Consider the following 24,579-nt stretch of genomic DNA (forward strand, 5'->3'; position numbering starts at 1 on the left):
GAGCGGAGCTCGCACCCGGCGTTCGTGTTTCCGCAGGTGCCCAAGGCCGTTTCGAGGTACGGAAACTGGTTAGCACCTAGGGTGAAAGAGACGGCGCGAGCTCGGTTGCGCCGTTCCGGTCGGAAAGAGGTGCCCCAAGTGTCCACAGCGGAAACCAGCCAAGGACTCAGCTTCGTCACCATGGCGCTGGGTTGGGATCCGGCGCACGGGCGCTGGCTGGAAGGGGGACGGCCCGACATCGATTTGAACGCGGCGGCGATGATGTTCTCCGGGGACGCGATCGCCGATGTGGTCTATCACGAGCAGTTGATGTCGCAGGACGGGTCGGTACGGCTGCTGGGCGACAACACCACCGGCGAAGGCGAGGGCGACCTCGAGGTCATCACCGTCGACCTGACCCGGCTGCCCGAACATCTGACGACGATCTTCTTCATCGTCACCTCCTACTCGGGCCAGCCCTTCGGGCAGATCGACAATGCGTTCTGCCGCCTGGTGGACGGCATGGCCGACCTCGAATTCGCCCGCTACAACCTCGACGGCGGGCGCGGCGCAACGGGTTTCGTGATGGGCAAGCTGGTCCGCACCGTGCAGGGCTGGGTGTATCAGGAAATCGGCGTGAACCTGCCCGCCAAGCACCCCGTCGAAGCGGTACCGCAGCTCGCCCAGTTCCTGGTCTGAGAACCTTTTGGGGGCACACGAATTGGGGGCATTCGCGCACGCTTGTCGCGCGGTAATTTCCAATAGATGAGCGACGCGGGTACACAACGGCCGGAGTTGGTGCAGCAGCTGCTGCGGGACTTCAGTGTGATCACGGGAGCCGAATTCGGGCCCGATGACGACTATTTCGCGATGGGCCTGGTGAATTCGCTGCGGGCGCTGGAGATCGTCGCCTACCTGGAGCGCACCTTCGAATTCGAGGTGGAGATCGACGATCTCGACCTGGACAACTTCCGGACCGTGCACCGCGCCGCCGCCTTCGTCACCCGCAAGTGCGCGGCCGCGGTGGGGACGGGTGCCGCCGGGTGAGCGACCTGGAATCGGTGCTCGCCGACGCCACGGTGGCGGCGGCCGGGTGGGATCGGGCCGGGCTGCCGCGGACCGCCGCGCTGACCCTGGCGCGCGCCGCGCTGCTGGGGATCGACCGGCCCAAGCGCTACGGCGGGCAAGGGGCCGACGCGCACGAGATCGGACTCGTAGCAAATGAATTGGGCGCGGTATGCACGTCGCTGCGCTCGCTGTTCACGGTGCAGGGGATGGTGGCCGCCACCGTCGACCGGTGGGGTACCGACGACCAGCGCGCACAGTGGTTGCCCGCCTTGACTTCCGGTGCGTTGATCGCCGGGCTGGCGGTGACCGAGGCCGATGCCGGAAGCGATTTGTCGGGAATGCGGGCGCGGTTCACCGGGTCGGCGGAGTTGTCGTTGACCGGGCGCAAAATGTGGGTGACGTTCGGTGCGCTGGCGGACGTGCTGCTGGTGGCAGGACAGTCCGAGGGCGGTCCGGTGGCCGCGCTGGTTTCGACCGATCAGCCCGGAGTGCTCGCCGAACCGGTCACCGATCAGCTCGGGATGCGCGGGGCGCGGATCGCGCACGTGAGTTTCGACGCGGCGCGGGTGCCCGCCGAGAATGTGCTGGCGCGACCAGGATTCGGTGTTTCGCATGTCGTCGGGACCGCGCTGGACCACGGGCGCTACACGATCGCGTGGGGATGCGCAGGGATGGCGCGGGCCTGCCTGGCCGATGCCGCGGCGCACGCACGAGACCGGGTGCAGGGCGGTGCGCGGCTGGGCGATCACCAAGCGGTGCGGGCCATGCTCGGACGGAGCTGGGTGGAGATCGAAAGCGCGCGGGCTCTGTGCGCGCGAGCGGCCGACCAGCGGATCGACCGGGATCCCGGTGCACTGCTGGGGACTATCGCCGCGAAGTACGCCGCCGCGGCAGCCGCCGGGTCGGTGAGTGAGCGCGCGGTGCAGATCCTCGGCGCCGCCGGGTGTGCGCCGGACAGCCGGGCCGGGCGCTTCTTCCGCGACGCGAAGATCATGCAGATCATCGAAGGCGCGCGCGAAGTGGCCGAGCAGGACATCGGTGAATTCGTGCTCCGGACCGCGCTGGTGGGGCAGTGATCACGCTCGGACCCGTGTCGGCGGTCTTCCCCGAAACCTCCCTCGCGGTAACCGAACTCGCCGAACTGGCCGAATTGCCGGCCGGCCGACGGGCGCATGCGCTGGCGTTGGGCATCGACACCGTGCGGTGCGCTGAGGACGGTGCCGATGATCTCGCCGCCGCCGCTGCCGAGCAGGCGCTGGCCCGGGCGGGACTCGCCGCGGACCAGCTCGACGCACTGCTGGTGGTGGGCGGGCGGGCGCCGCGGTATCTGATGGCCTCCGAGGCCACCCGGCTGCAGCATCGGCTCGGTGCGGAGCGGGCGTTCGTCGCCGGGGTGGGCGAGCTCGGCTGCGCGTCGATCTCCGCCGCGTTCACCCTGGCCGCCGGGCTGCTGCGCGGCGACCCGCACTGCGGCACCGTGCTGATCGTGGCGGCGGCCACCGCGCCGACCCGGTTCCGGTATCGCGCGCCGATGACGCTGCTGGGCGATGGCGCCGGGGCGGTGCTGCTGAGCACCGCGAAAACCGGCCGCTACCAGCTGGTCGACCACATGGTGCGCAGCGACGGCAAGTACGCGGACCTGTTCCGGATCGACTATCGCGATCTGCCGCAGCGGGATTGGCGGGAGGTGTGCGCCGACGAGGCCACCTACAGCTTCCGTTTGGCCGTGGAGAGCCGCAAACGCCTCGCCGCCATGAATGAGGAAGTGCTGGGCCGCAACGGTTTACGACTCCAGGATCTAGGTCCGGTGCTGATGCAGAACCTGTCCACCGGCGCGTTCTCGTTCTGGGAGGAAGCGCTGGACACCCGCATCGACAAGGCCTGCCACCACAACCTCGCCGCATACGGGCACCTCGGATCGCTGGATGTACTGGTCAACCTGGAGGCGGCGGCCCCGGCCCGCGCACCGGGTGACTACACCCTGCTGCTCAACAGCAGCCCCGTCGCGGCCTGGAGTTCCACCCTGCTGCGGCGACTACCCGATCGGGAATACGGAGGAATCGAGCTGTGAACGCCGTCGTGAAATGCCTGGTCTGGGATCTCGACGACACCCTGTGGGACGGGGTCGTGCTGGAAAGCGACGCGGCCGCACCGCACCCGGAAGCCTGGCGGGTACTGCGGCTGCTCGACGAACGCGGCATCGTGCACGCGGTCGCCAGTCGTAGCGAACCAGCGCTCGCCACAGCGCATCTCGATGCGCACGGGCTCTCGGAGATGTTCTGCTCGTTGCAGATCGGCTGGGGAGCGAAGTCCGCGGCGGTACGCCAGATCGCCGAACACCTGAACATCGGGCTGGACGCCATCGCGTTCGTGGACAACGATCCGGTGGAACGCGCCGAGGTCGCAGCCGCGCTCCCCCAGGTCCGCTGCTATGCCGCCGAGGATCTGGCGCGGCTGCCCGAGCTGTCCGAATTCAACCCCGCCGTGATCACCCCGGATGCCCGCGACCGCAGGAAACGCTATCGGGCCGAACAGATCCGGCGCGACAGTGCCGCGTCGTTCGAAGGATCGGACACCGAATTCCTCGCCGGGCTCGGCCTGGTGATGACCGTGCGCCGAGCCGGCGAAGCGGATCTCGGCCGGGCACACGAACTCACGGTGCGCACCAATCAGCTCAACACCACCGGGCGCACCTTCGACATCGACGAGCTGCGGGAGCTGAGTGCGTCACCTGATCACGAGGTGCTGATCGCCGAGCTGCGCGACCGGTTCGGCGAGTACGGCGCAATCGGGTTGGCGGTCACCGAGTTTCGCGGCGGCGATGCGGCGATCCTGCTGTTGCTCATGTCGTGCCGCGTGATGTCGCGCGGGGTCGGCGGTGCACTGCTGGCGCATCTGATCGACCGGGCCGCCGCGCGCGGACAGCGTGCTGTCGCGGAATTCGTTCCGACACCGGTGAATCGAGTGATGTTGGTGACGCTGCGCTTCGCCGGGTTCGCGGTGCTGGAACAGGACGAGGAGCGGGTGCTGCTTGGGCACGACGGCTCGGGCGCCGTGCCCAACACCGGCCACGTACTCCTGCGCGCACCCGACGCTCCAGTGCCGCCGGGCGACCTGGTGACCGGGCTGATGCGTCAAGTCGCGCGCGTCCCCGACCGCATCGCACTGATCTCCGGTGACCACCGCCTGAGCTATCGCGAACTGGACTCCCGCACAGCTGAACTCGCTGGTCGACTGGTCGGCGCGGGCGTCCGCCCGGGCGATGTGGTGCTGTGTCACCTGCGCCAAGGCCCCGATGCCGTGATCGCCATGCTCGCGGCCTTGCGTGCCGGCGCGGCCTGGTGCCTGCTGGAGCCCGACCGGCCCGCCGCCCAGATCGCGACACTGCTGTCCCAGATCTATTGCACTGCCGTCATATTCGACCCGGCTGACTACTCGGACCGCGGCGTCCGCCGACAGGACGAGGTGGCCGACCGCGAAGCGGAGGTGGCAGCACTGTTCGCCTCGTCGCCGCGACCCCTCGCATTACTGCCGGTCGGGGAACCGTCGATGCTGGGCCCGCTCCCCGCACCCCCCTCGGCGAGCACGCCCGCGTACGTGATCACCACCTCAGGATCCACCGGCATTCCCAAGGCGGTGCTTGTCAGCCGCGCCAATCTTGCCGCGATGATCGCGGGCCGCGCCTACCCGTACACCGACGGGGAATTGGTGACCCTGTCCACCTGTCCGCTCACCGCCGACGCGTCACTGTTGTTCGCGCCGTGGGCATTCACCGTCGGCGGCACGGTCGTGGTTCCTACGCACCGCGAACTGCCCGACGGCGCGGCCGTGGCCGCTCTCGCTCGCCGCGTGGGCGTCAGCCACCTGATCGCGACTCCGTCCTACTACCGGCTCCTGCTCGACGCACTGGCCGAGACCCCACCGCAGGTTGTCGCACTGGCAGGTGAGCAAGTCCCCTCCGCACTCGCCGTCCGGCACCATCAGCTGCTGCCGAATACGTTGTTACTCAACGAGTATGGACCCACCGAAGCCACGGTGACCTGCGTGTGGCACACCGTCGCCGCCGACCCGACGCCGGCGATCATCCCGATCGGGACCGCGATGCCGGGCAACTCGGCGACTGTGCTCGGACCGGATCTCCGATCCGTGCCCACCGGCGAAACCGGCGAGTTGTATCTCGGCGGCGACCAAATCGCCCTCGGTTATGCCGGTCGCGCCGGACTCACCGCGACCAGGTTCGTCGCCGATCTCGCCGACCCCGGTGCCCGCATGTACCGCACCGGAGATCTGGCCCGCCGCAACGACTCCGGCGCGATCGAGTTCCTCGGCCGTCGAGACGGACAGGTGCAGGTCCGAGGTGCACGCGTGGAACGGCATGCCGTCGAGGCGGTGCTGGAGAACCATCCCGGCGTCGCGCATGCGGTCACACTCGTGCTCGAAAACCGGGACGCGGTAGCCGAATTGGTGGCCTTCATCGTTCCCGCCGACCTCGCCACTCCGCCGGAGCGCCGCGCCCTCGCCCGCCACTGCCTGGAGCAGCTCCAGCCGATGGAGGTGCCCAGCCGTTTCGTCCGGATCGACACCATCCCGATCGCAGCCGCCGGAAAACTCGACGAGGCTGTCCTGCGCGCGGCCGCCGACGGCCCGGCACTCCCGGGACCGGCGCGCCACGGCTGGACCGATCGGGAGCTCGAAATCGCCGAATTGTGGTCCGTCGCCCTCGAACACGACGACTTCGATCTGGCGGACTCCTTCTTCGAGGTGGGCGGCAACTCCCACCGCGTCGTCTTCCTGCACCTGCAAATGGAACAACGCTGGCCAGGCGCGATCCGGGTGGGCCAGCTGTTCGATCTACGCACCATCGGCGCCCATGCCGAAGCGCTGGAGACCGCCCTGACCGCAGCCACAACCCCCGGCACAGACGAGAGCGCGAAACCCGCCGCGGCCCCGACCATGGCCTTCGAACTGTGAATACGCAGGAGCAAGCCTTGACTGACAGTGACACCGCCCGTCCGACCGATATCGCGATCGTCGGTATCGGGGCGCGCTTTCCGCATGCGGCCGATCTGGCCGAGTTCCGGAGAAACCTGGCCGCTGGGCGAGATTCGGTAGGGCCGATGCCGCCGGGGCGGATTGCGGCGACCGGGTTGAATCCCTCGGTGACGTATCTGCCGATGGGGCATTTGAGCGATATCGAGCAGTTCGATTACCGGTTCTTCGGGTTGTCGCGCCGGGAGGCGGCGGTGATGGATCCGCAGCAGCGGCTGGCGCTGCTGCTGGCGCATCGGGCGATCGAAGATGCGGGGTATGCGACGGCGTCGTTGGCGCGGTCTGTCACAGCTGTGGCGCTGAGCGCGGGGCAGTCCAGTTATCACTCTCTGGCGGTGGATCCGGGTCCGTTGAGTCTGCTCGGGAATGCGGCGTTCGCGGGGCCGGCGCGGATCGCGCATCGGTTCGGGCTGACCGGGGCCTGCTTCGGGGTGGACAGTGGTTGCAACAGCGCGCTGGTTGCCGTGCATCAAGTGTGTCGTGAGCTGGCTTGCGGGGATGCGGATTACGCGTTGGCCGGTGGTGTCGCGGTGCGGGTGCATGGGACACCCTCCTGGGGCGGTGGGGGTTTCAGCGAAATCATGTCGCCCAGCGGGGTGTGCCGGGCGTTCGATGCCGAGGCCGATGGGACGGTGAACGGCGAGGGTGGCGCGGTGTTGCTGCTGACCACCGTGGCGCGCGCGCAAGCGGATCGGGTGCCGATCTACGCGGTGATACGCGGGAGTTCGACGCGGCACAACGGGGCGGCGGCCGCGACGATCAGTACGCCGAGTGCGACAGGTCAGGCCACGGTGATCGAAAAAGCTTGGGCTGATGCGGGACTCGATCCGCTGACGGCCGGCTATTTGGAGACGCACGGCTCAGGTACCCGGCTGGGCGACGCGGTGGAGTTGGAAGGCATCAGTGCGGTGTTCGGGGGCTCCGGGCGGGTGCTGCCGATCGGTTCGGTGAAGACGAATATCGGGCATCTCGATCATGCTTCGGCGATCGCCGGGCTGGTCAAGGCGGTGCTGAGCGTTTCCGAGGGTGAGTTGTATCCGTCGCTGCACTTCACCCGGGCCACCGGCGGGTTCGACCTGGAGGGCGCGGGTATCGAGGTGCTCACCGCGGCCCGGCCATGGGCGGATGACAAACCCCGGGTCGCCGGTGTCAGCTCGTTCAGCCTGGGTGGGAGTGTCGCGCATTGCGTGGTGGCGCAAGCACCTTCGGTTTCGGTCCCGCCGTCCTCGGGACGGATGCGCCTGATCGGCGTCTCCGCGCGCAGCCCGCAGGCCCTCACCGAACTGTGCATCCAGCTGGGGGGCGCACTGCGCCAGTCCTCCGCTGACCTCGACGAGGTCGCCGCGACACTCGCACTCGGACGGGCACACTACGATTTCCGGGTCGCTGTAACCGCCTCGAGCACAGCAGAACTCGCCGATGTGCTGGACGAGGCGGCGGTCATCACGCACCCGGAGCCGAGCAAGCCGCGGGTGGTCTTGCTGCTGTCTCCGGATGCCGTCCCGACGGGTGCCATGCCGGATAGTTCACTGCCGGAACACCTTCCGGCGACCGGCGACACCGCGCGTGTCCTGGCCGGGCAGATCGCGGTGCACGCACGACTACAAGAGTGCGGAATCGAATTCGCCGCTCTGCTCAGTGCCGGTTCCTCGCGCTATCTCTCGCGCTATCTGCTCGGCTCCCGCGGCCCGGTCGACGCGCGAGAACTCGCCGATGCCGCACCCACGGTCGACACCGATCGGCTGCTGGCCGCCGTGCACGCGCTGCGCGCCGACGGACCGGTGGTATTCGTCGAGCCGAGCCCCGGAGGTCGCCTGGGCGCGCTGATCGCCGAGTCGGATCCGGACGCCGAGATCGTCACCGCTGCCGCGGATTCCACCGATCTCGATGAATTGATCGGCCGACTGTACGAGTACGGCGTCGACGTGGACTGGAATGCACTGGCGCCCGCGGATGCGCACCGGGTGCGCCTGCCCGGTCACCCGATGCAGGAAGAACGGTGCTGGGTCGACCTACCGCACGCTCAGAACGTCCTGTCCTCCCGCGTGGCCACCCGGGGTCACGCGGTCGCCGATCCCCAGCTGTGGTTGCGGGAGACCTTGGCCGAGTTGCTCGGCACCCACGAGGACATGGACGAGGACGCGAACTACTTCGCCCTCGGCGGCAATTCGCTGATCGCCATCCAACTGGTGGACCGGATCGAGGAGACCTTCGGATTCCGCCCGAAACTGCTCGACATCTACGAGCGCCCGCGCCTGGCCGACTTCGCGAGACTCCTCACTGTCGCGGAAGCGAAAACTCCTCAGCGCGCGCCGATTCCGGCGCTGGTGGCGCACGACGAGCCGGTCATGTCGTCCGGGCAGGAGCGGATGTGGTTCCACCACCAGTTCGATCCCGACACCACGCTGTACAACTACCCGGTCGTGCAGTTGCTCCGGGGACCAATCGATACCGTTGCCCTGCAGGGGACATTCGATGACCTGATCGAGCGCCACGAGACACTGCGCTACAACTTCGCCGAGGTCGACGGCCTGCCGGTGCTGCGGATCCGGGACCGGCTCGAAGGCTACTTCCGCGTGGTCGACGTCTCGGCCGAAGCCGACCCCACGGCCGCCGCGCGTGCGCTGGTACACACCGCCGCGCAGACGCCCTTCGATCTCGGTGCGGAGCCACTGCTGCGGGTGCTGGTCGTCACGCTGGAGCCGGAAGCCCATGTCCTGCAATTGGTCTGCCATCACGCGGTGACCGACGGCGCGACGCCGGTGATCCTGGCCCGGGAACTGCCGGAACTGTATGCCGCTCGCGCGGAGGGGCGTCCGCACGGACTGCCGCCGCTGCCCATCCGGTATCGCGACTACGCCGCCTGGCATCGCAGGCTGCTCCAGAGTTCGGCTCTCGACCACGAACTCGAGTACTGGCGCACCGAGCTGACCGGTGCGCCGATCCTGGCGCTGCCCACCGATTTTCCCCGCCCGCCTCGCAAAACATATGTCGGCGACCTGCACCCGTTCACCCTCCCCGCGGATCTGATCACCGAATTGCGCACGCTGGCGCAACGCGAATCGGTTTCCCTGTTCGTGGTGCTGCTCAGCGCGTTCTACCTCACGCTGGCCCGGCGCAGCGGGCAGCGCGACATCGTCATCGGCACCCCGACCACCGGACGTGGCCGGCGCGAATTCCAGGATCTGATCGGCTATTTCAACAGCACGGTCGCCCTGCGCACCGACTTCGGCACGGACCGGGCCCTGTCCGAACTGCTGACCCGGGTCCGGTCGAACGTCCTGGGCGCACTCGAACACCAGGAGATCCCCTTCGACCGGGTCGTGAACGCCCTTGTCGAACAACGCGATCTGTCCCGCACGCCGCTCTTCGACGTGCTCTACATCCACCAGGTCACCCCGCGCATGGAACGCGGCGACGAGGCAGGCGCGGAACTGTTCGACCTCGAACACTCGGCGGGCAACGAATTCGGTGGACTACCCACCGGCACAGCCAAATTCGACCTGACCCTCGTCACCTTCGAATACACCGACACCATCCCTCGCGACATCAGCGCCTGCCTGGAATTCAGCACCGAATTGTTCACCCGCCAGACAGTCGCCGCCATCGCCGCCGAATTCCTGGAAATCCTCACCGCCATCATCGCCCCCGCACCCCCGACCATCGACACACTCATCGCAGGCCCCGCCCCCACCGCATCCCCGCTCCTGATCCCCACCGACCGCCCCCGCACCGGCGAGCGCACATTCGACCACGAACTCGCCTCACACCCCCTCGAATTCCACGCACTGGACACGCCGGCAACATTCGACGCCGCCCTGTTCGACGCATACTCCGTCCTGCTGGCCTGGTACTCCGGCCAGAGCCGAGTACCGATCCGGCTACCGGATTCGCCTGCGGGACAACCTCGCTACGCCACCGCCGAGCTGCCCCAGGACGCAACGTGGCGCACCTTGCGCGACCGCGGCCCCGTTGTCGGCGATACCAGTGACTCCCCCGTGCGCTACCACGGCTTGATCACCGACACCGACTCGCTGCCCACCCCCACCGCGGAGCTCGAACTCTTCTGGACCCCGCAACCCCCTGCGCTGCAACTGAATTACGCAACCGAGCTCTTCGATCGCGCCTCGGCCGAAGACCTGCTCGCCGATCTGTCCCGGCTCCTGGAAGCCGCCCTCACCCGACCGGACGAGTGCGTCTACGACACCGCGAGCGCGGACTTCGAGTACGAAACGGAGGTACACCCATGACCGTCGAACACCGAGTCGGCGTCATCGGCGCGGGCGTGATGGGCGCGGGGATCGCCCAATGTGTCGCCCAGGCCGGGATTCCGGTGACCGTCGTCGAAACCGATGCCGCGGCAATCGAACGCGCCCGTCGGGAGCTGAAGTCCGCATTGCGTTTGAGCGTGCTGCTGGGCCGCGGGCCCAAAGCGGCCGACATCCCGGATATCACCACGCGCATCACCTGGACCGACCGCGTGGAACACCTCCGCGACACCACCTTCGTCATCGAGTCCGTCACCGAGCGCATCGATCTCAAGCGGGCCCTCTTCGCCGAACTGGACCGGCATTGCCCGCCGTCGGCGGTCTTCGCCTCGGGCACCTCCGCGATACCCATCGCCGGCCTGGCCGCCGCCACCGGGCGTCCGGAACGCGTCCTCGGCCTGCACTTCATGAACCCGGCGCCGCTCACCGAGACGGTGGAGGTCATCACCACCGACCGGACCTCCCCCGATGCGCTGAACCGGGCCCTCGCCCTGCTCGACGCCCTGGGCAAGAAGGGCATCGTGGTCGGCGACGGCCCCGGCTTCGTGATCAACCGCGTCCTGATGCTGGGTATCGCCGAGGCCGCCGCGATCACCGAGACCGGCACTGACGCCGCCACCATCGACGACCTGTTCGAGGGCTGCCTCGGCCACCGTATGGGCCCGTTGCGCACCGCCGACCTGATCGGCCTCGACAACGTGGCCGACACCCTCGTGGTGCTGCGGGAGACCACCGGTGACGGGCGCTACCGGGTACCGGAGGCATTGGCGGAGTTGGTGGCGGCCGGTCATCTGGGTCGCAAGACGGGCAAGGGTTTTCATGAATATCCGTGAGGCGAGCATGGTGCTCGAACACACCGCCGGGCTGGGCCGGTTGGCCCGGCGCAGTGGCGGCGGAGCGGCGGCGGTGGTGCTGGCCGGGTTGGCGGTTTATGTCCATCGGCGGTCCGGTTCTACGGAAGTCGTTGTGGGACAAAGGGCCGGTGCGTCCGTGACAACGATTCAAGTCGATGTGACGCCGTACCAGGATTTCCGAGCTGTCACCGCACAGGTCGGCGCGCGACTACGGCAAGCGCGCCCCGGCGCTGCCCAGGCCGGACTTCCGACGGCGGCTCAGCATGCCGACGGATGGCAGATCGAACTTCCCGGCACTGAACTACTAACCTTCACAACCTTTTTCAGCGATCTGGTCGCATTACCGACCGCGCCGATCGGCCGCTTCGATCTGGCCTCGGACATCGAGCTCGAGCAACTCCCGCAACGTGTCGGCACCGTGCGCGACCGGGACCCCGCCGAGACCGCGCTGACCGGTTTCACGCGCGCCGTGCGCCGCACACCAGATGCCCCAGCGTTGGTGTACGACACCGAAACAGTCACCTATCGCGAGCTCGACGCACGCGTGAACAGCCTGGCGGACTGGTTGATCGGCCGCGGAGTGCGCCCGGATACCGTGGTGGCGGTCGCGCTCCCGCGTTCGATCGACGCCACTGTCGCGGTGTACGCGGTACTGCGAGCCGGTGGCGCCTTCCTGCCGCTGGATCCCGGGCATCCGGCCGAGCGACTCGACCGCATCCTCCGAATCGCCCAGCCCCTACTCGTTTTGAGCACCCGCAGTGCCGGATTCGCTGGTGCGGCAGTACCCGTCTGCCACGTCGAGGATATTGATCCCGCTCAACCCCACACCGCGACAGCACATCCTGTGAATCCGCGCCCGGAACATCTGGCGTACCTGATGTTCACCTCCGGCTCGACCGGAATGCCCAAGGGCGTCGCGGTCTCTCATGCCGCCGTGGTGAATCATCTGCACTGGATGACCGCTCACCTCGGCCTCGACCACACCGACACGGTGTTGCAGAAGACGCCGGTGACCTTCGATGTCGCTATCTGGGAATTGCTGTGGCCGTTGCAGATCGGTGCCCGGCTGGCCATCGCGCCACCCGCCGCCGACAGCGACCCCGCCGCGCTGTCCCGCTTGCTCGCACAGCACTCCGTCACCACCGTCCAATTCGTCCCCTCGACGCTGACCAGCCAACTCAACGTGGCCCCGGACTTCCCCGCCTGTGTGCGACGCGTCCTGCTGATCGGGGAAACCCTCAGCCCGGCACTGGCCCGCCGGTTCGCCGCCGCCACCCCGGCGCGTCTGCACAATCTCTACGGACCCACCGAGGCGACCGGCGCGGTCACCGGATACCCGGTCAGCACCAGGGATTCGGAGCGAATTCCGATCGGCGCACCCGGCTGGAACATCGGCGCCTACGTGCTGGATTCCTGCCTCCGGCCCGTCCCCGACGACACCCCCGGCGAGCTCTACCTCTCCGGAATCCAGCTGGCGCGCTGCTACTTCGGTGACCCGGCACGCACCGCCGAACGATTCGTCGCCAACCCCTTCGAACTCGGGGGCAGACTGTACCGCACCGGCGACATCGTCCGCTGGAACAGCGGCACCGGCCTGCTCGACTACCAGGGCCGCGCCGACCTTCAGGTCAAACGGCACGGCGTCCGCATCGAACTCGGCGAGATCGAAGCCGCGTTGTCGGCCTGCGCACCGGTCGCCCAAGCCGCCGCCGTCCTGCGTCCCGAGGGCAGGCTGATCGGCTATGCGATTCCGGTGAACGGCGCGATCTGCACCGAAGACGCACTGCGAAAAGAACTTTCGCGCACCCTGCCGTCCGCGCTGGTCCCCGACGAGATCCTCGTGCTCGACGCCTTCCCGCACAACGCGGCGGGCAAGCTCGACCGCGCGGCACTGCCCGCTCCCGCCGCACCGCAGGCCCCCTTCCGCGCGCCCCGCACCGAGGTCGAACACACCCTGGCCGAGGTCTTCGCCCAGGTCCTCGGCCGCGATCGGGTCAGCGTGGACGACTCCTTCTTCGCCCTCGGCGGCGACAGCGTGATGTCGATCCTGCTGGTCTCCCGCGCCAAGTCACGCGGCATCCGCTTCACCGCCCAGCAGGTGTTCGAAGAGCGCACCGTCGCGGGTCTGGCCGCGATCGCCGGCACCGGCAACCAGACACCGGACGTCCTCGCCGAACTCCCCGGCGGCGGCGTCGGCGAATTGCCGCCCACCCCCGCGGTTCTCGCGCTCCTCGAGCTCGCCGAAGGCGGCGGCGCACAGTTCGACCGCTACGCCCAGCACATGATCCTCGAGCTCCCGCCCGGTATCACCGAACTCCCGCTGCGCACCGTCCTCGGCGCCGTCCTCGCCCGCCACGACATGCTCCGCGCTCGCCTCTATCGCGACGCCAGCGGCGGCTGGCGCATGTTCGCCGATCCCGCCGACTCCGTCGACCTCGACACCGTCCTCACCCGGCTCGAATGCACCGACGACCCCGCCGCCCTCGGAGCGGCGGTCGGGGCTGCCATCGGGCGTCTCGATCCGGCGAACGGCACTGTCGTGCAGTGTGTCTGGCTCGAACGCGGCGACCGCGCCGGCCGACTGATCGTGGTGGTCCACCACATCGCCATCGATGGCGTCTCGTGGCGCATTCTGATCCCCGACCTCCTGGCCGCGTGGGCGCAGGTGAGCGCGGGCCGGCGGCCGGAGCTTCCCGGTGGCGGCACCTCGATGCGCCGTTGGGCGCACAGCCTGCGGGCGGAAGCGCACCGCCCGGAGCGGGTCGCCGAAGTGGGCCGGTGGCAGCAATTCGCGGGGCCGGATCCACTGTTCACCGACCGCCCGCTCGACCCGCGTATCGATACCGCGGCCACGGTGCGGCGGATCCCGGTGGGACTCGACGAAGCGGCCACCACCGCGGTGCTGACCACGCTGCCGTCGCTCTACCGCACCGACGCGAACACCGTGCTGCTCACCGCCGTCGCCTTGGCCGTGGCCGCGTGGCACCGCCGTCGCGGCCTGGACCATGCCGCCACCTCGATCCGGCTCGAAGGGCACGGCAGGGAGCCGGACCTGGCGCCCGGCGCCGATCTGTCGCACACCGTCGGCTGGTTCACGGCAGCGTTCCCATGCCGTCTCGACCTCGCTGATCTCGATGCCGACGCCGTGGGTACCGACCTCGCCGCAGCGGTGAAAACGGTGAAAGAGCAATTGCTTTCGGTGCCCGGATCCGGAATCGGCTACGGGTTGCTGCGCTACCTCAACGCCGACACCGCACCGCAGCTGCCCGCCGAAACCACCCAACTGGCATTCACGTATCTGGGTGCGTTCTCCGGCGCGCCTGCCGCAGGCGGCCCGTGGCTGCCCGCCGCCGACTTCGCGTCCGCCGAAACCCCGCAGCCGCTCCATGATTCGGGTCTGCCCGCCGGCGCGGCCATCTCCATCGACGCACTGGTGGCCGACGGCAGACTCACCGCTGGTTTCGCGTACCCGCAGACGCTGCTGGAGCGCGACCAGGTGCGGGAACTGGCGGACCTCTGGCTGGACGCGCTCGCGGCTCTGGCCCGCCATGCCGAGGATCCGGCCGCGGGCGGTCGCACGCCGTCGGATTTCGCTGTGCCACTGCGGCAATCCGATGTGGACGTCTGGGAAAAGACCTACCCCGGGCTGCACGACATCTGGTCGCTCACACCGATCCAGGAGAAGTTCGCCGCCTTGGCGCCCGCCGACCCGGAGGCGCTCGAGGCGCACACCATGCAGGTGATCCTGACCTGCACGGGCACGCCGGACCGAACACGGCTGCACGCCGCCGTCCAGTACCTCGTCGACCGGCATGCCGCACTCCGCGCCGCCTTCCTCCGCGACGCCTCGGGCAGTCACTGGTGTCAGCTCATCACGGCGGGTGGGCCGATACCCTTCCGGGAAATCGATCTGCGGCCGGACCCGTCCGGACTCGAGGACCTGCTCGTCGCGGAACAACTACGGCCCTTCGACCTCACCGCGCCGCCACTCATCCGGTTCCTGCTGGTCCGGACCGCCGACGATCGGTGGATGCTGGCGCTGACCAACCACCGCCTGCTGCTCGACGGCTGGTCCGCCCCCATCCTGCTGCGCGAACTACTGGCGGTCTACGCCCTCGGCATCCCGGAGCAAACCGAAATCGACGATGGCTTCGGCACTTTCTTGCGCTGGCGCGCCGCGCAGGATCGCAGCTCCGCCCTGGCCGCCTGGCACGCGGCCTTGCACGATTTGGACGGACCCACCCTGGTCGCCGCGCCCGGAGCTGTGCCTAGCGACCCCGCGCGGTCGGCCGCCGAGCGACGGCTGACGCTGTCGGCGGCGCAGACCAGCGGCTTGTCGCAGCTGGCCGCCGCGGCCGGTGTCACCCTCAACACCGTCTTCCAATACGCCTGGGCCCACGTCCTCGGCGCGGTGACCGGCCGGGGCGACATCCTGTTCGGCACAGTCGTTTCCGGTCGGCCGCCCGCGCTGCCCGGCATCGCGTCGATGGTCGGATCGTTCATCAACACGGTCCCGGTCCGGGTGCGCCTGGCCCTCGACGGCGATATCGATGTCCGCCTGCGCGCGGTCCAGGCCGCCCAGTCGGCGGTGGTGGATCACCACTACCTCGGACTCGACGAGGTCGCGGCGGCGGCGCAACTGCCGGTGCGCGAGTTCTTCGATACTGCCCTAGTTTTCGAGTCCTACCCGGTGGACGGCGCGACGATCCCGGTCACCCTCGGCGAGCTCACCCTCACCGAGCTCGAATCACGGGAGATGACTCTCTTCCCACTTGTCGTCACGGTGTGGCCACGCGACGAAACGCAGATCGCGTTGAACTGGCACCGAGACCTGCTCGACGACAACCACATGCGACAGATCATCGCGCGGCTCACCGAACTCCTCGACGCCCTCTCGACCCGGAACGGACTGTGATGGATAACCGCAGCTGGCCGCTCACCGTTGCCCAGCAGGAGATTTGGGCCTACACGACGCTGTTCGACGCAGACCGCCGATATCTCATCAGCGGCTACGTTCAGCTGCGCGGCCGCATCGATCCGGAGCTGTTCGAGCGGGCATTGCGCAGCGTGACCGCGAGCAGCGAAACCCTGCGGGTGCGGCTGGATCACACCGGGCCCGAACCGCGACAGGTACTTACCGACTGCGCCGAGTTCCCGCTGCACAAAAACGATTTCAGCACCGAACCCGACCCGCTGGCCGCAGCCCTGACCTACCTGGATCCCGAATTCGCCCGACCCTACGACCTGACCACGGCACCACTGTTCGATCACTATCTGATCGACCTCGGCGCCGCCGGGTACCTGTGGGGCATCAAAGCGCACCATCTGATCTTCGACGGCGGCACCTCGCTGGCGCTGATTCGCCAGGTGGCCCGCGTCTACACCGACCTGCTCGCCGGGCGACCCGCACCGACCGAAATCACCGACACCGTCGGGGGTTTCCTCGAAGCCGACCAGCGGTACCGCGCCTCGCGCCGGTTCACCGACGACCGTGCGTTCTGGGCCGAACGCCTGGCCGGCCTGCCCGACGCCCCGATGTTCGCGCACCCACCGGTACCGCAAGGCGCAGCGGGCCCGATCCGCCATTCCGGGCGGCCCGAACCGGAGAGCTGGGCGGAATTCCAGTTCACCGCACAGTCTTTCGATGTCGACTGGCCTGCCCTGCTGGCCGCGACGATCGCACTGATGCTGCACGCCGACACCGGCGCACGCACCGTGGTGCTCGGAGTTTCGGTACCCGCCAAACGCTCCTGGCGCGCCCTGGGCATGACCTCGAACGTCGTCGGCCTGCGCCTGACCGTCGACCCCGCGGCCCCGATCGGTGCGCTGGCCCGGCAAGCCCAGTCCGAGTTCCGGAAGCTGTTGCGCCACCAGCATTACCGCCGATTCGACCTGCTCGCCGACGGCACTTCCCCCGGTGGCGAACACCGCGTCACCGGACCGATGCTCAATATCTTGCCGATTCCTCCTGAGCTCGGATTCGGTGACGTACCCGCCACCCTGACACCGGTATCGACTGGAGGCACAGAGGCTTTCGGGATCGGCGTCTACGCCGATGGCGGCCCACCGCGGATCGACTTCGACACCTCCGCCGAGCGGTGTGATCCCGAATCGCTGGCCCGGCTGCACGATCGGTTCCTGGCCGCGATGAACGAAGTAGCCGCGGCCTCGGACGCGACTCCGATCGCCAAGCTCTCCGAGATCACCCCGCCGGTCGACCGTGCGCCCCACGAAGACCCGAACGGTGTCACCAACCGCAGTGTCGCAGCAGCTTTCGCCGACATCGCTCGTGACTTCCCCGACCGCGCCGCCCTCTGGTACGAGGGCGAACACCTCACCTACCGCGAACTCGACAGCCGGGCATCCGGATACGCGCGCCACCTTGCCGACCACCACAACGTCCACCTGGGCACGCCGGTCGCCGTGCGCCTGCCCCGCTCGCCGGAGCTGGTCATCGCGCTGCTCGCGCTCATGCAGCTCGGCGCGATCTGCGTCCCGCTGCACGAACAGGATCCGGACGAACGCGTCGAATGGATGCTCCGGCTAACCGGAACCGAGCTGGTCCTCGACGACATCGAGGCGGTTCGGACGGCGGATTCCACCCGGCCGACTGCTGGAGCGCCCGTCCCCGCCGATGCCGTCGCTTGGCTGATGTTCACCTCCGGCTCCACCGGCGATCCGAAAGGCGTGCAGGTCACTCACCGCGCGATCGTCACCCGCGCCGTCGACCGGATCGCCGCCGGCCCGGAATACGCACGGATGCTGATGCATTCGCCGTACGCCTGGGACATGGTCGTCTGGGAGCTGTGGATGCCGCTGCTGCAAGGTCATACGGCAGTGATCGCGACACCGGCCCGCCTCAGCGCCGCGGACTTCCGCCAGGTGCTGCACGCCGGCGAGGTCACCGCGATGCTGTGCCCGGCCGGCCTGTTCCAGGTACTCGTCGAAGACATTCCGGAGTGTCTCGCCGCGCTGCGCACCATCTCCAGCGCAGGTGACATCCTGGCCCCGGACACCGTCCGCGCACTGCGCACGCTGGCCCCCGAGTCCGAGGTCGTCAACATCTACGGCCCGGTCGAGGCCACCGCCTACGCCACCTCCTACACCATCCCACCCGGCCCGATCGGCCCCGATCCCTTCCCGGTCGGCCGCGCCGTCGACCACACCGACGTGCTCGTCCTCGACGCGCTGCTGCGCCCCGTCCCACCCGGCGCGGTCGGCGGAATCTATTTGACCGGTGCGGGTTTGGCCCAGGGCTACCTCGGCATGCCGGGCCGCACCGCGAGCTGGTTCACCGCGAACCCGTTCGGTGCGCCCGGATCCCGGATGTATCGCACCGGGGACTACGGCAGCTGGGGCGCCGACGGCGAACTGCGTTTCCTCGGCCGCGGCGACCGGCAGGTCAAGGTGAACGGAATCCGGGTGGAGCCCGGCGAGATCGAGCATGTGCTGCGCGCCCGGCCCGGCATCACCGCCGCCGTCGTCACCGCGCACCGGATGGCGGCGGGCAAGACGCTGATCGCGCACATCGTGGCCGACCGCGAAATCGACACCGCGGCACTGCGTGACCAGCTGACCACCCACCTGCCCAGCTATCTGCTGCCCGCTGTGCTCGTGCAGATCCCCGAACTGCCGCTCACCGTCAACGGCAAGATCGACCGCAAAGCGCTGTCGCTGCCCGAGGCGGCGGCGGTCCGCCCGCCGCGCACACCACGCCAGCAGATCCTGGCCGGATTGTTCGCCGACGTGGTCGGCGCACCCCGGGTCGGCCTGGACGACGACTTCTTCCAACTCGGCGGAAACTCCCTAGCCGCAATACGTTTGGCTGCCGCCACGAGCCGCGCCCTCGGCGTCACCGTGACCCTGCGCGACCTGCTCGACGCACCCACCGTAGCCACGCTGGAGCGCCTCCTGACCGAGCGCACCGGCGATCACAGCACCCGCCCCGCACCCCGAGCGCTACGTCGTCCCAGCTCGATCCCGCTCAGCCCGGTGCAGCACCGGCTCTGGACGGTCAACTATCTGAGCGAGGGCACCGCCGACTACCTCATGCCCGCCGCGCTCGAACTGCACGGCCCGCTCGACACCACCGCCATCCGCGCGGCCGTCGACGACGTCGTGCGCAGGCACGAAATCCTGCGCACCATAATGCCTTTCGCCGCCACCGGCCCGGTCCAGCAGATCTTGGAATTCCGTTCCGAGGACGTCGACTACCGCGAAATCCCCTCAGACCTAGCCGATCTGGACCAGCTACTGGCCGCCGAGACCGCACGTGGCATCCGGCTCATGAGCGAACCACCATGGCGCGTGCGACTTTTCCGCATGAGCCCGAACCACCACGTGCTGCTAGTGGTGGTCCATCACTGCGCCGCGGACGCCGAGTCACTGGGCACCCTGCTGAGCGAACTCCAATTCGCCTACCTCTCCCGTGCGGCGAACCAGGAACCGCAGTGGCCCACGGCCGCCTTCCAATACGCCGACTACACGCTCCAGCCCCGTGGAACCCTGGGCGCGAACACCGATCCCGGCGCTCGCTTCGCCCAGCAGTCCCACTACTGGCGCACCACCCTGGCCGACCTGCCACCGGAACCCCCGCTGCCGGTGGACAATCCGCGAACGGGCGCGAACCCGGCCGCGATCGTGGCCTTCGACATCGATGCCGACACCCACGCCCGCGTGCTCGCCACCGCCCGCCGCTGCGGCGCCACCACCTACACCGTGCTGCACACGGCCCTGGTCTGCGCGCTCGCCCGGCACGGCGCCGGCCCCGACCTGGTCCTCGGCACCGCGATGAGCAGCCGGGACCGCGCCGAACTCGACACCATGCTCGGCTGCGCCGTCGATATCGTCCTGATCCGCACCGACCGCGCGGCCGCGCCCACCTACCGCGACCTGATCCGCCAGGTCCGCGACCGCATTCTCGACGCCTACGAGCACCGCGAGTACCCCTACGAACGCCTGCTTCCGGCGGGCGCCACGGCGCTCCCCCAGATCGTCACCACCTTCTTCCGTGACGTCGCCACGGCGGGCGCCGTCGGCGATCTGGAGTTCGGTCTGCGGGAGTTGCCGACTCAGCGCGCCGAATTCGAAATCCTGATGCAGGCCCGCGAACGCATCGGCTCTGCCGGGCGACCCGGCGGGATCAGCGCCGAATTCCGTTACGCGGCAACACTGTGGGAGCCCGAGACCATCGCCGCCCTGGCCGCGAACCTGGCCGCCGCCCTCGCCGCGATCTGCGACGACCTGGACGCCGCGCCCGCCGGCCTACTGGCCTCAGCCGCGCAGGGCAGCGGCGAGCGCGGGATTGAGGGCTAGCGACAGCGACAGCAGCGATTCCACCAGCAGATCCACCAGCTGATCGCGGGTAATGGTCTCGGACCGCAACCAGCTGAGCGTGATCTCCTCGACGAACGCGATCCAGCCGCGCACCGCCAGGACCAGGCGCGGCCGGTCCTGCTCGTCCACGACGATCGGCGTCTCGGTCAGGATCATCTCGACGATCGATAGTCGCGTCTGGTCGACCAGCGACATCAGATCGGGGCTGGCGCTGGCGGGACCGCGCAGCAGCGCCAGATAGGACTGGCGGTTCTCGCTGACATAGTCGATGTAGCGCTCGATCGAATCCCGCAGCTTCTCGAAGAGGTCGAGCGAGCTGTCGGGCCGGACGCGTTGCAGAAGTTCGGTATTTGCGTGCGCGACGACGGCGAGCTGGAAGTCCTGCATGGTCGGGAAGTAGTGGAACAGCAGGCCACGGGAAATGCCCGCCTGTTCGGCGATGTCGCTGACGGAGATCTCTTCCAGCGGCCGCTCGCCTAGCATCTTGACCCCAAGGGTGATCAGCTGCAGACGGCGCTCGTCCGGACTCAGCCGGGTTCGCTTGGTTTCTCCGTTCGCTTTACTACCCACGAACACCACCTTACTGAACGCTAGTCAATACTGTTGACTCGTGCTCAATAAGACCGTACTCTCGGGTACATGAGTCGCAAGGTTACAGACAAAGCTGTCGGCAACCGCCCTGCCCGCCACGCCAAGACGATCATCATCGGCAGTGGATTCGCGGGCCTCGGGCTGGCAATCCGGCTGAGCCAACAGGGCCGCAATGACTATCTCGTCCTGGAGCGCGGCAGCGATGTCGGCGGCACCTGGCGGGATAACACGTACCCGGGCGCGGCCTGCGATGTGCCGTCGCACCTGTACTCGTATTCCTTCGCACTCAATCCGAACTGGACGCGCTCGTTCTCCAAGCAGGGCGAGATCCAGCAGTACATCCGCAGCGTCGCGGAGCGGTACGACGTGCTGGACAAGCATCTGTTCAACTGCGATGTCACCAGCGCCCGCTGGAACACCGAGACCGCGCTGTGGGAGATCGAATCCAGCCAGGGCAGCTTCACCGCCGACACCGTGGTCTCCGCGGTCGGCGCGCTCTGCGAACCGGCACTCCCGGATATCAAGGGCATCAACGACTTCGAGGGCGAGGTCTTCCACTCGGCCCGCTGGAACCACGACGCCGACCTGACCGGCAAGCGCGTCGCCATCATCGGCACCGGCGCCTCCGCCATCCAGATCGTGCCCGCCATCGCGGCCCAGGTCGGTCACCTCGACGTCTACCAGCGCACCGCGCCGTGGCTGCTGCCCCGCATGGACCGCCCCTACCTGGCTGCCGAACGCTTCGCGTTCAAGCACATTCCCGGCGTGCAGCGCCTCTCCCGCGCCGCCATCTACGCCGCCCGCGAGACCCAGGTCGTGGGCCTGACCAAGCTCCCGGCGATCATGCAGGGCTTCGAACTGCTGGCGAAGGCCAAGCTGCAGTTCGAGATTCGCGATCCGGAGCTGCGCAAGAAGGTCACCCCGAACTTCCGCATCGGCTGCAAGCGCATGCTGATCTCCAACGAGTACTACCCCGCGCTGAGCCGCGACAATGTCGACGTGGTCACCGACGGCATCAAGGAGATCCGCGCCAACTCGATCGTCACCGCCGACGGCACCGAGCGCGAGATCGACGCCCTGATCGTGGCGACCGGCTTCCACGTCACCGACTCCCCGACCTACAACACCATCGCGGGCAAGGACGGTCGTACGCTCTCGGAGGTCTTCGACGAGATCGGCCAGCAGGGCTACAAGGGCTCGGCCATCGCCAACTTCCCGAACATGTTCTTCCTGCTCGGCCCGAACGTCGGCCTGGGCCACACCTCGATGGTGTTCATGATCGAATCGCAGATCAACTACATCGCCGACGCGCTGGCCACCGTGGACCGGCTCGGCCTGAGCACGGTCGAGGTGCGCCGCGACGCGCAGGACACTTACAACAAGGACCTGCAGCAGAAGCTGGCCAAGAGCGTGTGGAACACCGGCGGCTGCGCCAGCTGGTACCTCGACAAGCACGGTAACAATACGACGCTGTGGCCGGACTTCACCTTCGAATTCCGTAGGCTGACCAAGAAGTTCGACGTATCGGCATACGAGACGACGTCGTCTGCGGGCGACCGGAAAGTGGTGGCATAAACAGTGGGCAACGACGCTTACTTCAAGGACAAAGTCTGTGTGATCACCGGAGCCGGTTCCGGCATCGGTCGCGCCCTGGCGGAAAATCTGGCCAAGCGCGGCGCGAAGCTGGCGCTCTCCGATATCGACACCGAGGGCCTGGCCGAGACCGTGCGCCGCTGCGAAGCCCTTGGCGCGCAGGTGAAATCGGATCGGCTCAATGTCGCCGAGCGGGAAGCGGTGCTGCTCTACGCCGACGCCGTGAAGGCGCACTTCGGTGTGGTGCACCAGATCTACAACAACGCGGGTATCGCCTACCACGGTGACGTGATCAAGTCCGAGTTCAAGGACATCGAGCGGATCATGGACGTGGACTTCTGGGGTGTCGTCAACGGCACCAAGGCGTTCCTGCCGATGCTGATGGAATCCGGTGCGGGCCACGTCATCAACATCTCCAGCCTGTTCGGCCTGATCGCGGTGCCCAGCCAGAGCGCTTACAACTCGGCGAAATTCGCGGTCCGCGGATTCACCGAGTCGCTGCGCCAAGAGATGATTCTCGGCAAGCACCCGGTCGAGGTCACCTGCGTACACCCCGGCGGCATCAAGACCGCGGTCGCGCGCAACTCCACCTTCGCCGAGGGCATCGACGGCAAGAAGGCTGCCGCCATGTTCGACGCGAAGCTGGCCATCCACACCCCGGAAATGGCCGCGCAGGTCATCACCGAGGGCGTGCGCAAGCGCCACGGCCGCGTACTGATCGGCTGGGAAGCCAAACTGCTCGACGCGTTCGTCCGAATCACGGCATCCGGCTACCAGCGGATTTCCGCCGTGGTGAACCGGGCCGTCCAGCCCTGAGGTAATCCGTTGCGCGACATCAACCTTCCGCTGCCCATCACCAAAGCTGTGCTGGGACGGATGTTTCCGGCCATGCTCAACGCCCGGCTGTCGTACCCGCTCCAGCGCAAGCTGATGGATCTGGGTTCGGCGCTGCAATGGCTGCCCGACAACACCGTCGTGCATCGGCTCCGGCTGGCCGGGCGCCCCGCCGAAAAGCTCACCGCCCGTGGGAAATCCGCCGAGGGTGCGGTGCTGTACCTGCACGGCGGCGGGTACGCGGTCGGCTCGCTGGCCACCCACCGTTCGCTGGCCGCGCGGCTGGCGCACGAGACCGGGTGCGCGGTGTACCTGCTCGACTACCGGCTGGCGCCGGAACACCCGTTCCCGGCCGGGCTCGAGGACGCCACCGCGGCGTTCCTGGAGCTGGTCGAGAACGCGGGCTACCAGGCCGACCAGATCGCCATCGCCGGTGACTCCGCCGGCGGCGGGCTGAGCCTGGCCACCGCACAGCGGCTGATCGCGCGGCACGGGCTGACACCGGCCGCGCTCGGTTTGATCGCGCCCTGGACCGACCCGAACGTCATTCCGGAAAAGGACCGCGACCTCGTCATCAACCGGGCCTGGTCGCGGGCCTGCGCCGCCGCCTACCTGGGCGCGGGCGACGGTCAGGACACCGGCTACGCGCCGCTGCGCGGCGAGCTGACCGGGCTACCGCCCACCTACGTGCAGGTCGATGTGAGTGAACTGCTGCACAGTCAGTGCGTAGAGTTGGTCACCGCACTGCGTGCCGCGGGTGTGCATGTCCGGTTCACCGAAAGCCAGGGACTGTGGCATGTCGCGCAAGCGCAGGCGGCCTTCGTCGGGCCCGCCGCGGCGGCCGTCACGGAGCTGGCCGATTTCTTGAAAGAAGGGGTCCAACCGGTGTCGATGCGCGATCTAGGATGACACCGATCCCCACCCCCACCGGGCTTCGACCGCGGGTCGAACGCGTTTCCGGTGGTCGATATGACGACCGCCTCATAGGTGTCGTAGATTACTGGCGA

At 68.3% G+C, this 24,579-nt stretch carries 13 protein-coding genes; 12 read left to right on the forward strand and 1 reads right to left on the reverse strand.

Features of this window, described 5'->3' with window-relative positions:
- Positions 1-138: 138 nt before the first annotated feature.
- The 9 genes from IBX22_RS11530 to IBX22_RS11570 all read left to right on the forward strand — a co-directional run bounded on the left by IBX22_RS11530 (position 139) and on the right by IBX22_RS11570 (position 20,533).
- On the forward strand, positions 139-678 hold the full coding sequence (locus IBX22_RS11530) for a TerD family protein (RefSeq protein ID WP_309234542.1): 540 nt from the start codon (positions 139-141) through the stop codon (positions 676-678).
- A 66-nt stretch (positions 679-744) separates the two neighbouring features.
- Positions 745-1,026: an acyl carrier protein gene (locus IBX22_RS11535; protein WP_194815270.1), complete on the forward strand. Its 282-nt coding sequence runs from the start codon at positions 745-747 to the stop codon at positions 1,024-1,026.
- Positions 1,023-2,123, forward strand: coding sequence for an acyl-CoA dehydrogenase family protein (locus tag IBX22_RS11540; protein WP_194815271.1), 1,101 nt, complete (start codon positions 1,023-1,025; stop codon positions 2,121-2,123). Before IBX22_RS11535 ends, IBX22_RS11540 begins: the two co-directional genes overlap by 4 nt.
- Before the next feature lie 14 nt (positions 2,124-2,137).
- Complete coding sequence (locus tag IBX22_RS11545; RefSeq protein ID WP_194815757.1) at positions 2,138-3,118, forward strand: 3-oxoacyl-ACP synthase; 981 nt, start codon at positions 2,138-2,140, stop codon at positions 3,116-3,118.
- The gene (locus tag IBX22_RS11550; protein WP_194815272.1) at positions 3,115-6,018 is read left to right on the forward strand and encodes an amino acid adenylation domain-containing protein; all 2,904 of its coding nucleotides are present in this window, start codon (positions 3,115-3,117) and stop codon (positions 6,016-6,018) included. Before IBX22_RS11545 ends, IBX22_RS11550 begins: the two co-directional genes overlap by 4 nt.
- Before the next feature lie 17 nt (positions 6,019-6,035).
- Positions 6,036-10,346, forward strand: a complete 4,311-nt coding sequence (locus IBX22_RS11555; RefSeq protein WP_194815273.1) for a condensation domain-containing protein — start codon at positions 6,036-6,038, stop codon at positions 10,344-10,346.
- On the forward strand, positions 10,343-11,197 hold the full coding sequence (locus IBX22_RS11560) for a 3-hydroxyacyl-CoA dehydrogenase family protein (protein ID WP_194815274.1): 855 nt from the start codon (positions 10,343-10,345) through the stop codon (positions 11,195-11,197). The genes IBX22_RS11555 and IBX22_RS11560 overlap by 4 nt, the downstream gene beginning before the upstream one ends.
- On the forward strand, positions 11,184-16,133 hold the full coding sequence (locus tag IBX22_RS11565; RefSeq protein WP_194815275.1) for a non-ribosomal peptide synthetase: 4,950 nt from the start codon (positions 11,184-11,186) through the stop codon (positions 16,131-16,133). The genes IBX22_RS11560 and IBX22_RS11565 overlap by 14 nt, the downstream gene beginning before the upstream one ends.
- Positions 16,133-20,533, forward strand: a complete 4,401-nt coding sequence (locus IBX22_RS11570; RefSeq protein WP_194815276.1) for a non-ribosomal peptide synthetase — start codon at positions 16,133-16,135, stop codon at positions 20,531-20,533. The genes IBX22_RS11565 and IBX22_RS11570 overlap by 1 nt, the downstream gene beginning before the upstream one ends.
- Here IBX22_RS11570 and IBX22_RS11575 read toward each other — a convergent pair.
- Positions 20,492-21,124: a TetR/AcrR family transcriptional regulator gene (locus tag IBX22_RS11575; protein WP_309234543.1), complete on the reverse strand. Its 633-nt coding sequence runs from the start codon at positions 21,122-21,124 to the stop codon at positions 20,492-20,494. The two genes, IBX22_RS11570 and IBX22_RS11575, sit on opposite strands and share 42 nt — an antisense overlap.
- Positions 21,125-21,193: 69 nt before the next feature.
- On the opposite strand from IBX22_RS11575, the gene IBX22_RS11580 reads away from it, so the two are divergent.
- The 3 genes from IBX22_RS11580 to IBX22_RS11590 are packed head-to-tail and all read left to right on the forward strand — an operon-like array spanning position 21,194 to position 24,481.
- Positions 21,194-22,720, forward strand: a complete 1,527-nt coding sequence (locus IBX22_RS11580; RefSeq protein WP_194815277.1) for an NAD(P)/FAD-dependent oxidoreductase — start codon at positions 21,194-21,196, stop codon at positions 22,718-22,720.
- A gap of 3 nt (positions 22,721-22,723) precedes the next feature.
- On the forward strand, positions 22,724-23,554 hold the full coding sequence (locus tag IBX22_RS11585; RefSeq protein ID WP_194815278.1) for an SDR family oxidoreductase: 831 nt from the start codon (positions 22,724-22,726) through the stop codon (positions 23,552-23,554).
- 9 nt (positions 23,555-23,563) lie between these two features.
- The gene (locus IBX22_RS11590) at positions 23,564-24,481 is read left to right on the forward strand and encodes an alpha/beta hydrolase (protein ID WP_228538301.1); all 918 of its coding nucleotides are present in this window, start codon (positions 23,564-23,566) and stop codon (positions 24,479-24,481) included.
- Positions 24,482-24,579: the final 98 nt, after the last annotated feature.

It is taken from the genome of Nocardia sp. XZ_19_385 (assembly GCF_015355755.1).
Taxonomy (GTDB): Bacteria; Actinomycetota; Actinomycetes; order Mycobacteriales; family Mycobacteriaceae; genus Nocardia.

What these genes read in the sequence shown, in the direction of transcription:
- IBX22_RS11565 (WP_194815275.1), top strand. Translation starts at nt 11,184, where the DNA reads ATGAATATCCGTGAGGCGAGCATGGTGCTCGAACACACCGCCGGGCTG.
- IBX22_RS11580 (WP_194815277.1), top strand. Translation starts at nt 21,194, where the DNA reads ATGAGTCGCAAGGTTACAGACAAAGCTGTCGGCAACCGCCCTGCCCGC.
- IBX22_RS11560 (WP_194815274.1), top strand. Translation starts at nt 10,343, where the DNA reads ATGACCGTCGAACACCGAGTCGGCGTCATCGGCGCGGGCGTGATGGGC.
- IBX22_RS11535 (WP_194815270.1), top strand. Translation starts at nt 745, where the DNA reads ATGAGCGACGCGGGTACACAACGGCCGGAGTTGGTGCAGCAGCTGCTG.
- IBX22_RS11570 (WP_194815276.1), top strand. Translation starts at nt 16,133, where the DNA reads ATGGATAACCGCAGCTGGCCGCTCACCGTTGCCCAGCAGGAGATTTGG.